The organism is Burkholderia sp. SIMBA_062 (genome assembly GCF_046534765.1).
Lineage (GTDB): Bacteria > Pseudomonadota > Gammaproteobacteria > Burkholderiales > Burkholderiaceae > Burkholderia > Burkholderia ambifaria.
The window spans coordinates 283,269-296,509 of sequence record NZ_JAWRYD010000002.1 but is presented as its reverse complement, the minus strand read 5'-3'; the positions used below and the strand labels follow the sequence as shown (position 1 = coordinate 296,509).

The window sequence follows — 13,241 nt, the reverse complement described above, 5'->3', positions numbered from 1 at the left end:
GGGATGCGCGTCATTTATCGCCTCCTTTACACATGTGACGGACTGCCCCTGATCCGGGCGCGGCCGGTTTCGCGCGATAGCCCGATCCTTCGGCGGCTGGCCGTGCATGGCCTCGATCTTTCGTCGCCTGCCCGTGCTTTTCCGCTTTGATGGGGAGTCGTAGGGCAATGGACGATGCGACGAGGAAACGTGGTCGCGCCGGCCTGATTCTTCAACGCAGCCTCAGGAATGCCGCATGCCAACCGACGTGAATGACGTATTGCCACTCACTAATAGTCAAAGGGTGATGTGGTTGCAATGGAAATATGCGCCTCACGATCCCGCGTATAACAATCCGCTGCTTTTCGAGCTCGACGGGAATCTCGACGTCGATCGGCTCAAGCGGGCATTTGTCGCGGTAGCCGGCGCGCATCCGGCGATCCGGATGCGTTTCCTCGAACAGGCCGGCGAGCCGCTTCAGTATGCCGACCGGCTTTCGCACGACCCGCTCGAGTTCATTGATCTGTCGGGTGTCGAATCGTCGGCGCGGCCGCAACGGATCGAAGCGGCGCTCGACGCCTGTCTGCTGGCGCCTTTCGATCTGCATGGGGAACCGGTGTTCCGGTTCCTGCTGATCCGCACCCGTCCGGACGGTTATCTCCTGGCGTTGAATATCCATCATATCTGCGTGGATGGTACGTCGGCGCAGATACTGCTGAACGACATTTCGTCGGCGTACAACGATCACGCGGCCTATGTGGCGGCGCCCGAGACCCGCGCGAGCCAGGGGTTTTCCGACACGCTGGACTGGGAACGGCAACGCTGGGCCGACGGCGCCCATCGGGAAACCGAGGCGGCGTGGCGTGCATACCTGTCGGGGCGCACCTGTTCCGTCGACTTCGGAAAACTGGTGTTCGACGGCGGCGAGCGGCCGGCCCGCGTGGGCGCCCGCCAGTATCGCTGGAGCCTGCCGGGCACCCTGCAGGCAAGGCTCAAGAGCATGAACCGAAAGACCAGGACGACACCGTTCGTCGTCCTGATGAGTGCATTCGGCGTGCTGCTGCATCGGTACCTGCAACAGGACGCGCTGGCGATCGCCTATCCGGTGGACACGCGGCCCGGCGGGTTCGAGCGGATATTCGGCTCATTCATCAATTACGTGCCGGCGTTCGTGGACGTGACGCCGGATCTGACGGTCGATGCGTTGTTCGAGCGGGTGCGGCAGCAGCGCCGGAAAACGAAATCGATCGTGGATTTCCCGCAGCTGGACCTGATGCGGCTCGTGCGGCAGAACCTGGCCGACCCGGCGTCGCCATGCCTCAACGTCGCCCTCATTCCCGCGCGGTTCGCGCTCGATTCGCTGCGGCTGAATGGCATCGATGTCGAACAGATGCCGCGTTTCGTCGGTTCGGCGAAGCAGGACCTTGCGCTCCTTTATGACGGCGACGACGCGCTCAGCCTGATCCTCGAATACCGCGAGGGGCTGTTGAGCGAATCGATGGCACAGCAGTTGGCGCGCGATTTCAGCGAGCTCGTCGAGCGCATGGTCGACCGGCAGGATGTGCGGATAGGCGATCTCGAACTGGGCGGCCAGCGAGCCTTTGCCGGCCGCCATGCCGTGCTGGCCGATCCCGCGCCGCAGCTGTCGGCCGGCGCATTGATCGAGGCCGCGCTGCGCGAGCAGCCGAGTCGGCTGGCAGTCGGCGAGCCCGGCCGCACGATAACGAATCGGGCGCTGCTCGAGGCGGCGAATCGGGTCGCGTGGAAGCTGGCGGCGGCGGACGTGAAAGCGGGCGACCGCGTTGGCGTGTCCATGCCGCGGAGTGGCGTGCTGCTGGCCGCGCTGCTCGGCATCTGGCAAGCCGGCGCGATCTACGTTCCGCTTCCCGCGGATCTGCCGGCCGCGCGCCGCGCACATATCGCGCGCGACGCCGAGCTGACCGTCCATCTTCATCAGAACGTGGCGGCCGCGGCTTCGCCACGGGATCTCGTCCTGACCGACGATCTGTTCGATGATGCGGTTGCGGACGCGTTTCCCGCCGTCGCGGTCGATCCGGACAGCCCCGCTTACCTGATCTACACGTCGGGGTCCACCGGCAGTCCGAAAGGCGTCGAGGTGACCCATCGCAACGTCGCCGGCTTCCTGTCCGCGATGCGGCGCGCACTGCCGATGAGTCGCGACGATCGCCTGCTCGCGACCACCACGATCGGCTTCGACATATCGCTGCTCGAACTGCTGTTGCCGCTCGTGGTCGGCGCAGCCGTCGTCCCCTGTCCCGAGCACGTCCGCCTCGACGCCAAGGCGCTCGAAGCCATGATCGAGCGCGAACGTATTTCGTGGCTGCAGGGCACGCCTTCGTTCTTCAACGTGCTGCGCGCGGGCGGCTGGCGCGGGGCGCGCCAGTTGAACGTCCTGTGCGGCGGTGAATCGATCGACACGTCCACGCACGGCTTCCTGCGCGCCACGTGCGCGGCAGCCTGGCAAGTCTACGGCCCGACGGAAGCGACGATCTGGTCGATGATCGCCGCGCCCGACGCGGATCCCGCAGCCGGCCTCGGCGAGCCGCTCGGCAACACCACGATCCATCTGCTGGACGCGCACGGCCAGACCGTGCCGCGTTTCAGCAAGGGCGAGATCTGCATCGGCGGGCATGGCGTGGCCCGCGGCTATCGCAATCGTCGCGCACTGACCGACGAACGCTTCGTCGAGATCCCCGGCGCGGGCCGAGTGTATCGCACCGGCGACTTCGCTTTTCGTGATATGAACGAGCGCCTGCGATTCCTGGGGCGCGAGGACGGGCAGGTCAAGATACGCGGCTTCCGGGTCGAGCTTGGCGAGATTGAAAAACAGATCGAGGCGCTCGGCCAGGTGCGCAAGGCGGTCGTCCAGGTGAGATCGTCCCCGGCGGAGGAACCGAGGCTGCTCGCCTGGGTCGAGCCGATTCCGGATGGCGCGCGAGATGCCGCGGCCTTGCGCGATGCGTTGTCGTTGGCGTTGCCCGCCTACATGGTGCCCTCGCAAATCGCGTGGGTCGACGCATGGCCGCTGAACGCGAACGGCAAGATCGATCGCGCGGCCCTGCCGGAGCAGGCGCAGCCGGCCGCCGCCACAGGAAATGCCCGGCCGTTCGATCCGTTGGCTCCGACCCTCCAGGCCATCTATGCCGATGCGCTCGGTCTGGAAACGATCGATTGCGATGCGACGCTGATGGCGCTGGGCGGCCATTCGCTGTCCGCGGTTCGCATCCTCGCGCAGATCCGCCAGAAGCTCGATATCGAGGTCAGCCTGGAGGCGTTCATGACGCACTCGAGCGTGACGGCGCTGGCCGGGCATCTGCGTGCGTCCGGATTGGCGCCGGACGGCGGCGATGAAACGGCGCGCGCGCCAGCGGGCGCGACGCCGCCGCGGTCGCCGCACGATGGCGTGCCGGCGCCGGCCCCGAGGCTGGATGTGCTCGCCCCTTCCGCGGGCGAACGGGCGCTGTATTTTCTCGACAGCGTGGCCGCCGTGCGCGAGACCTACAACATTCCGGTGGGGCTGCATTTTCCGGCGGGCGTGGCGATCGACGTGCTCGAATGCGCGCTCAGACACGTGCTGGACGCTCACGAATCGCTGCGTGCGGCGTTCGAGCCCACCGCGGCGGGCCTCGTCAAGCGGATCCATCCGACACCCGCGGGCGCGCTGGTCGAGCGCCATCGCGCGACGGATTGGGGCGTGCTTCGGCCCATGCTGAACCGGCTGTTGCGCGAGCCATTCGACCTGCATTGCAGCCCGCTGCTGCGGGTCCATTACTTTCCGCTGCTGGACGGCGGGGCCGCGGTGTTCTATCTGTTCCATCACATCGTGGTGGATGGTATTGGCTGCGGCAATTTCCTGAGGGAGATGGCGCACACCTATGAAGCGATGCTCGCCGGGGGCGCGCCAAGCCGTCCGCCCGAACCCGCCCCGGAAGCGGGCGGCCGGCCGGTGGACGCGTCGGCTCGCGCCGATGAGCTGATCGGCCGGTTCGGGCTGGTCGATCGCGTGCTGAATCTGCCGTATCGCGCGCCTTTTCCCGAGGTGCGCACGCTGGCGGGCGACAGTTTTCCGCTCGTGATCCCGGCTGCATTGCGCGCGGAACTGGACGACTACTCGCGTACCGCGGGCGTGCCGCTCGCGACGCTGTTCCTGAGCGCGTTCGCGCTCGCGCTGCATCACTTCAGTCGCGACAGGGTGATCAATATCGGGTTGGCGGCCATGAACCGCACGCCCGAGACGCTCCAGGCAATCGGCCTGTATACGAACACGATCGTGCTGCCGGTCGACATCGATCCGGCGGACCGGCTAGGCGATTTCGTCAATCGGGTGACCGGCTCGCTGTTCACGATCTACGGGTATGCCGACGTGCCGTTCGAGGAAGTGGCAAGCCGGCTGGTCGAGTACGCGACGCTCGGCCGAACCCCTGTTTTCCAGGCATTTTTCAACTTCATCGATCGCTCGATGTACGCGTTCTCGATGGCGGATCTCCCGGTCTCGGAGATTCCGCTGCGGCCGACCGGCTCGAAGTTCGAGCTGTCGCTCGAGGTCAACGATTTCCGGACGCATACGCAGGTTTTCATCGAATACAGCGCGGACGTCTTCGACGCCGCGCAGATCGACGATATCGCATCCGAGTTCAACCGGATTCTGTTCGAGTGCGTGCGGTCGCCCGGCGAGACGGTCGAGCGGCTGGCACTGACTACGCATCCTTGAGGAAAACATGGAACAGGTGGCACTGATTGGATCCAGATTGCGCTTGCCGGGCGCCGACACCGTCGACGCGTTCTGGCAGAACGTCCTCGCCGGGCGGGACTGCATCGCGTCGCTGTCCGACGCCGAACTGCTCGATGCGGGCGCCGATCCGGCGGCGCTGGCGCAGCCGGACTATGTCAGGCGCGCCGGCGTGCTGGATGACATCGACCGGTTCGATTACCGCTTCTTCGGCTATACGTTCCGCGAAGCCCGGGCGATCGATCCGCAGCAGCGCGTGCTGCTGACCTTGGCGCACCAGTTGCTCGAGCAGGTCGGGGCGGCGAACCGCGAGATCGGTGTTTATGTATCGGTGGGGTTTCCGCACTACCTGCTGAACAACCTGATGACCCAGCCGCCCGGCAGCGTGCCGTTGTCCGATGTGGTATTCGGCAACAGCGGCGACTGTGCGGCCACCCGGATCGCGTACAAGCTGGACCTGCACGGCCCCGCGATGTCGATCCAGTCGGGCTGTTCGTCGGCGTTGCAGGCGTTGCACACGGCGCGTGTCGCCATTCTGACCGGACAGTGCCGGATGGCGCTGGTCGGCGCCGCGGCGATCCGCACGCCGCAAAAGGAAGGCTACCTGTACCAGCGGGACGGCGTGCTGGCGAAGGACGGCGTATGCCGTCCGTTCGACGCCCGCGCCACGGGCACGGTGTTCACCAACGGCGCGATCGTGCTCGCGCTGAAAGCGCTGTCCGCCGCGCAGCGCGACGGGGACGACATCCTCGGCGTGATTCGCGGTTCGGCGATCAACAACGACGGCCAGCGCAAATCGGGCTTCACCGCGCCCAGCGTCGCGGGACAAAGCGAGGCGATCCGGCGCACGTACGAGCGCAGCGGCATTGCGCCCGCCACGATCGGCTATCTGGAAACGCACGGGACCGGCACCGCACTCGGCGACCCGATCGAGATCCAGGCGCTGAAGGATGCGTACGGCGGGTCGGGCGGCGTCCACGCGCATTGCGCATTGGGTTCCGTGAAGGCGAACATCGGCCATACGGATGTCGCCGCGGGCCTGGTCGGCTTGCTGAAAGCGGCGCTGTGTCTCAAGCACCACGTCAAGCCGCCGCTCGCGGGCTTCGTGCAGGCCAACCCGAATCTCGCGCTCGAAGACGGGCCGTTCTATATCCCCACGGCGCCCGAACCGTGGCCCGCCACCGCGGGTCAGCCCCGGCGCGCCGCCGTCAGCGCGCTCGGCGTCGGCGGCAGCAACGCCCACGTCATTCTCGAAGAGGCGCCGGGTCGCGACCTGACGCGGCGCGTCGACGCGGGTCCGCTGCTGATGTCCGCGCAGACGCCGGCGACGCTGGCGGCGCGCGAGCAGGCGGTCGAGCGCGCGCTGGCCGGCCGCACGGTCGCGCTCGGGGATGCGCGCTACACCTCCCAGCTGTTCCAGCGGCATTACCCGGAGAAGCGCGCGCTCGTATCCGGCCGTGCGTGCGCCGACCCGACCCCCGTGGCACCGACGGCCGACTGGCGCCATGGGCAGGTTGCGCTGCTGTTCCCGGGGCAGGGCAACCAGTTTCCCGGCATGGGACGCGCACTCTACGAACGCGGCGGGCATTTCCGCTCGGTATTCGACGATTGCGCCGACCGCTTCGTGCGCGCGGGCTGCACGGATCCGCGCGCGCTGCTGAACGCCGGCGCGGCCGAGATTCGCGACACCGCCGCGCAGCAGCCGTACCTGTTCGCGCTCGAATATGCGCTGGGCTCGATGCTGCTGGCGATGCGGCTGCCGGTCGCGGCGATGGTCGGGCACAGCATTGGCGAATACGTGGCCGCGACGCTTGCCGGCGTGTTCGACCTGGCGGATGCCGTGCCGATTGTCGCGACCCGCTCGCGGATCATGAGCCGCGCGCCGCGCGGCGCGATGCTGGCGGTGCTGGCTGCAGAGGAGCAGGTCAGCGCGTTTCTGCACGAGGGGCTGTCGCTGTGCGTCGTCAACAGCGACATGTCATGTGTCGTGGGCGGCACCGAGGAGGACATCGATGCGCTGGCGCCTCGCCTTGCAGCGGCCCGGCTTCACGCGGTCAGGCTGCCGACCTCGCACGCGTTCCACTCGACCCTCATGGATGCCGGCAGCCGCGAATTCGCGGCCGCATTCGACGGCGTCGCGCTGCAAGTGCCGCGCAGCCCGATCATCTCCAACCTCGACGGGCGCGCCGATCTGCCGGAACGGTTCGCGACCGCCGATTACTGGGTCGACCATTTGCGCCGCACGGTGCGCTTCAACGCTTGCCTGGAGACGCTGGCCGCGCTCGTGCCGGCGGGCGCGTGGGTCGAGGCGGGGCCCGGCAAGTCGATCGCCAATGCGCTGGGCAGGCTGACGCTGCCCGACGTCAGGCACTTCTCGATCGTTCTGCCGGACGATGAAACGGCGGGGCTCGACACGCTGCTTGCCCAATGCTGGGCAAACGGCATGACTGTCGACTGGGAGCCGCTCTACGGCGCGACACGCGGCAACATCGTGCCGCTCGCCCCGCATCCGCTTGACGAGATCTCATGCTGGGTCGACGCGCCGGCGAAACGCGAGGTCGTCGCGCAGGCGCCTGCCTATCGGAAGCAGGACGATCTCGATCAATGGTTCTACGCGTACGACTGGGCGCCCCTGCCGGACCTCGGCGCCGTCGCGGCGCCCCCTCCATCCGCTGCGCCGGTGCTGCTGATCGGCAACGATAGCCGCCATGCCGGCCGGCTCGCCGAGAAACTCGCGAAGCACGCGGGCGAGTGGGTGGTGCTGGACGCTTCCAGGCCCGAAGCGCTCGAGGCCGCGTTGCGGCAGCGCTTTGCGAAGACGGGCGACGCGCAGGCTCGCGGCGCGGTCACGCGCGTCGTGGTGGTGGCGCCGGCGCAGCCGGGGGAGGCGCCCGGCGTGCCGGCGGCGGGCGGTCGTCTGTTCGCGGACATGCTCTCGATGCAGCACACGTTCAATACGTTGCGCGCGGCGGTGCCCGGCACGCTGGACATCACGCTGGTCGCGGTCGCCGACGTTCCCGGCGGCGATGCCAGGCCGAGCGCCGGCGCCGCGTGGGTCGACAGCTTCGCGACGGTCGTGCAGCAGGAATTCCCCCGCGTGACCTGCCGGGCGATTCAGATCGACGCGTCGGTGCTGGACACCGACGATGCTCCGGATTCCGGCGGTCGCGACGCCGGCTTGCTGGCCGCCGCGTGCCTGCATTCATCCGCGCGCTTCATCCGGGTCGAGCGCGACCGGCTGGTCGAACGGAAGCTGTGCCGCAGCGGACCGCGTCGCGGCGATGGCCCCGCGCAGGCCGCTGCGTTGTCGAAGCCGCCTCGTACCGTGCTGATCGTCGGCGGGGTGGGCAATGTCGGGATGATCTACGCCGCGTTCTTCTCGATCGTCGTCGGCGCGGATGTCGCGATCGTCAGCCGCCACGCCACCGCGTTCGCGAACACGCTGCGCGAGCCGTCCGCCGCAGCGGACCGCGCCGTCAGGCGCCGCAAGGGCCTGTTCGAACGCATGGTCGCGGCCGGCCACCGGATCGAGTTCGTCGATGCCGATGCGACCGATCCGCAGCAGCTCGAGCGCGCCGCGCAGTCGATCGTACAGGCGCTCGGCCCGATCGATCTCGTCGTCCATGCGGCGGGCGCACCGGCCGACATGCACTCCCGGCCCTTCGCGGAAACCGATGCGGCCTACCTCGACGCACTCGTCTCGCCGAAGCTGCGCGTGTGCGCGAACCTGCACGCGTTGACCCGGGCGCTGCGCATTCCGCGCGTGATGATCGTCTCGTCGATTTCCGCGACGCTCGGCGGGATCGGGCTGTTCGGCTACGCGGCCTCCCATTGCCTGCTGAACGCCTATGCGCGCTCGGCGAGCCGCGCGGACTGCGAATGGACCGTGATCGACTGGGATGCGTGGGAGTTCTTCAAGGACACGCGCGACGAATCGAACGACGACATCGGCATCGACCACTACGCGATCAGCGAACAGGAAGGGCTGGCCGTGCTGGAACGGCTCGCCGCGCTCGACTGGCCCGCACACGTCATCGTGGCGAGCGGCGACCTTGTCGCGCGTTACCGTAACTGGGTGCTGTCGGAGCGCGACGAGACCCCGGACGTCCGGCAGGTCGTCGCACCGCGTCCCCAGTTGAAGGACGACATGGTGCCGCCGCGCACGCGCACCGAGCAGGCACTCGCGAAGCTGTGGGGCGAGTGCATCGGTGTCGAGCCGGTCGGCATCCGCGACAACTTCTTCGAACTGGGCGGCCACTCGCTGATCGCGTTGAAGCTGATCGACCAGATCAACCGGACCCTCGACTGGGATCTGTCGGCGGTCGACATGTTCAAGTTCCCGACCATCGAACGCCTGGCCGAAGCCAGGGAACCGGCGACGGCCCGCGTCGTCGACGAAGCCGGAGACGAGGATCGGGAAACGCCGGCGGCACCCGCTGCCGACAGGCGGACGGAGCGTCTGCGCCGCAACTATTACCAAAGCCGCAAGCACGGCATGGAGTCGAAAATTGAACAATCTTGACGTCGCGATCATCGGGATGAGCGGAGCATTCCCGGGCGCTTCCAATGTTCAGGAATTCTGGCGGAATCTGGAAGCCGGCCGGTGCTCGCTGGAACGCTACAGCGAGCAGGAATTGCTCGATGCCGGCGTCGATCCGGCGCATCTCGCGTCGGCACACTATGTGCCGGTCGGCGGCCGTTTGCAGGACATCGAGCTGTTCGACAACGAATTCTTCGGCATCAGCAATCATGACGCGCGGCTGATGGACCCGCAGCAGCGGGTGTTCCTGCAACTGGCGTGGCATGCGTTCGAGGACGCCGGCTACGTGCCGGGCGCGCATGCAGGGCGGGTCGGCGTCTACGCGGGCGTGAGCCTGAACACTTACCTGCATACGGTCGTATTCCGGTCCGATGAAGTGGATCTCGACCGGGACGGGCAAAGCATCCTGTTCGGCAATTTGAGCGATTACCTGACGACGCGGCTGTCCTACCTGCTGGATCTGAAGGGGCCGAGCGTCAATGTCCAGACCGCCTGCTCGACCTCGCTCGTCGCGATTCACGAGGCCTGCCAGGGCCTGCTGAGCTATCAGGCCGACGTGGCGCTGGCCGGCGCCTGTTCGATCAACGTGCCCAATACGCGCGGTTATCTGTACAGCCAGGACAGTTTTTTCTCTCCCGACGGGCAGGTGCGCGCGTTCGACGAACGGGCCGCCGGCACGGTGTTCAGCAACGGCGCGGGGCTGGTCGTGCTGAAGCGCCTGGACGACGCGTTGCGCGACCACGATCAGATCTATGCGGTATTGAAGGGCAGCGCCATCAATAACGACGGCTCGGACAAGGTCGGGTACGCAGCGCCCAGCGTGTCCGGCCAGAGCGCCGTGATCCGCGATGCGCTGCAGGCGAGCGACGTTGGCCCCGAGCAGATCCAGTATGTCGAGGCACACGGGACCGGGACGTCGCTGGGCGATCCGATCGAGATTGCCGCGCTGACGCACGCCTATGCCGGCGGGCGGCGCGCGCGGGCGGGAGCGCGCGAAGCGACGTGCGCGATCGGTTCGGTCAAGACGAATATCGGACATATCGACGTCGCGGCCGGCGTCGCCGGCGTGATCAAGACTGCGCTGTCGCTGCGCTATCGAACCCTGCCCGCGTCGCTGGGCTTCGAGAGGCCGAACCCGCGCCTCGGGCTGGAGAACAGTCCGTTTCACGTCAACGCGCGCACGCGTGCGTGGGTGTCGGACACCAGGCGGCTGGCCGCCGTGAGCAGCTTCGGGATCGGCGGCACCAATGCGCATGCGATCCTCGAGGAGGCGCCGGTGCTCGAACCGCTACCCGCGACGCAAGCCGCCTACTGCGTGACGCTGTCTGCGCGCTCCGCCGAGTCGCTGGACGCGCTCCGCGCGAAGTACGTGGCGCTCCTGCGGGACGAAGCCTGTCCGGCGTTCGCGGATCTCTGCTACACGTCCAACGTGGGGCGCAAGGCATTTCCTCACCGGCTCGCGATTGCCGCGGCCGGCGCGGCCGAAGCTGCGGAGAAGCTGGCCGCCGCGACGATGCACGCGACCGACGGCGCGCCGCGCCGGCTGCTCGTGGCGGTGCGGCCGGCCGACGCGGATGCGACGTGGCGAGCCGTTCGCCGGGGCGATGCGGGCCGGTACGCGCCGTTGCTCGATGCGCTCGCGCATCACGAGGTGCGGCAACGCCTGGCGGTGGTTGCGGTGCTGCTGGCGGCGCAGCTTCGGCGCCTCGGGATCGCGGCGCATCTGCAGCAGCCGGCGCTGTTGCCGGCGGATCTCGTCGAGCGCCTGAGCGCGCATGGCGACGATGGAATCACGCGCCTGCTCGCCGAAGCGCCGGTCGACGCGGCGCCGTCGGATGCGCTGCTGACGCTGTCGGACGCCCCACGGCTGCAAGTCGCATCGAACGCGATCGAGCTCGGTGCGCCCGCGCTGCAAGGGCGCTTCATGGCCGACCTGCTCGCGTCCTGCTGGGCGGCGGGCATGTCGGTCGACTGGCCGACGTACTACGCGGACGAGGCGCGGCGCAAGGTCTCGCTGCCGGCCTACGCGTTTGCCAGAAAGATCCAGTGGCTGCCGGTCGCGACCGAGGCCGAACGCCGTAACCGGAAGATCGACGATATCGGTCAATGGTTCTACAAGCCGACGTGGCGCGAAACAGCCGCACTTGCCGCGCGGACGCAACGCGTCGCCGAACCGGCGGAGGCCGCCTTGCTGGTGTTCGCCACGGATCGGGCGCATCGGCTCAACGCGCCGTGGGCCGCGACGACGCGCGCCATCCACGTGGTTCCGGGCGACGCATTCGCGCAGCTGGACGACACCACGTATTGCATCGATCCCGCGTCGGAGCAGGATTACCGGCGGCTACTCGAAGCGCTCGACGAGCGCGGCTGCCTGCCGCGCCATGTCGTGCACGCGTGGCTCGCGGCCGAAGCGCAATGGGATGGCACGCCGGCGAATTTCGAGCGCTGCCAGACGCTCGGCCTGTTCAGCCTGATTTTCTTCGCGCGATCGCTGCACCGTGTGACGGTGGGGGGCGCTGCGTGTTCGATCATCGTCGCCGCGTCGCAGATGGCCGCATTGACGCCGCAGGACGAGGTGAACCCGGACAAGGCGACCGTGCTCGGCATCAGCCGGACCTTGCAGAAGGAATATCCGCTCATCGACTGCCGGATCGTCGATATCCCGTCGCAAGAGTTGTTCAACGCCGCGGATTCGGCGATGCAGCTCGGCCTGGAGTTCTCCGCGCCGCTCACCCCCGCGAACGAATTCGTGGTGCTGCGTCGCGGCCGGCGGTGGCAGACCGCGTATCAGCGCTTCGCCGTACCCGCCGCGTGCGAGCCCGAGGTGCGGGCGAGCGGCGTCTACGTCGTGTTCGGCGGACTCGGGGAACTCGGGCTGAGTGTCGCCGAATACCTGGCCAGCCGCGCGCCGTGCCGGCTTCTGCTGGTCAACTCGAAGCGCTTCGTCGACCGCGACGCGTGGCCGGCATGGATCGCCGAACACGGTCCCGACCATCCTTACTCGAAGAAGATCGAGCGGATTCGCAGGATCGAGCGGACCGGCGCGACGGTACAGTTGGCGCAATGCGACATCGGCGACGCGCAGCAGGTGGACGCGGCGCTCGCCGACGCGCGCGAACGCCACGGGGTCGTCCATTCCATCATCCATGCCGCCGGGCTGGTCGAAAACGGCATGATCGAGAACAAGGACGTCCGCCATTTCTCGAAGGTGTTCCGCGCGAAGGTGTACGGCACCTGCAACCTGTTGTCGTACCTGACACGCAATCCGGTGAGCAAGGTCGTGCTTTGTTCGAGCATGAACTCGATCATCGGCGGGTTGGGCCAGATCGACAATGCGGCGGCGAACGCGTTCGTCGACGCGGTGGCCCAGACCGCGCTGGCGGCGTCGCTGGGCGACATCTGCTCGACCAACTGGGGCGCGGTCAACGCGGAACGGCTCGGCCGCCCCAATGTGCTGCCGCAATTCGCGGACCTGAGCCGCGAGCACATGCGCAACCACATGACCGAACGCGAGATCGCGGCGGTGTACGACCGCATCCTGCACTGGAATTTCGGCCCTCGGCTGGTGATTTCCACGATCGATTTCGACTCGGTGCTGGAGCGCTGGGGGGAAGTCAGCAAGGTCACCGAACTCGCGCGGCTGCGCGACGTGGCGTCCGCGCCGCTGGCCGCCGCGCCGGACGACGACTATCCGTACCGGTCCGACGCACATCGATTCGTCGAGACGAGCTGGGCACGAATCCTGGGTGTCGCGCACATCGAATGGGAGGAGGGGCTGCTCGAGCTGGGCGCGCATTCGCTCAGCGCGGTCCAGTTCGTGTCGATGGTCAAGGACCGCTACGACGTCAGCCTGCACGCCATGATCATCTACGAAATCAGGACCCTGGGCCTGCTGGTCGAGCATATCGAAACGAAGCTGCTCGAAAAGGCGGCCCAGCTCGAGGTCAACTAAGGGTGCGATGAACAAGACAT

The 13,241-nt window shown here is 67.7% G+C and carries 3 protein-coding genes; all 3 read left to right on the top strand.

From position 1 onward, the window contains the following. Positions 1–235 precede the first annotated feature (235 nt). The 3 genes from SB786_RS03020 to SB786_RS03010 are packed head-to-tail and all read left to right on the top strand — an operon-like array spanning position 236 to position 13,221. Positions 236–4,711: an amino acid adenylation domain-containing protein gene (locus tag SB786_RS03020; protein WP_410726116.1), complete on the top strand. Its 4,476-nt coding sequence runs from the start codon at positions 236–238 to the stop codon at positions 4,709–4,711. 7 nt (positions 4,712–4,718) lie between these two features. Further along, entirely contained in the window at positions 4,719–9,251 is a 4,533-nt protein-coding gene (locus SB786_RS03015) for an SDR family NAD(P)-dependent oxidoreductase (RefSeq protein WP_410726115.1), read from the top strand. Continuing rightward, positions 9,238–13,221 (top strand): SDR family oxidoreductase, encoded by a 3,984-nt coding sequence (locus SB786_RS03010; RefSeq protein WP_410726114.1) that lies wholly within the window; start codon positions 9,238–9,240, stop codon positions 13,219–13,221. The genes SB786_RS03015 and SB786_RS03010 overlap by 14 nt, the downstream gene beginning before the upstream one ends. Positions 13,222–13,241 lie beyond the last annotated feature (20 nt).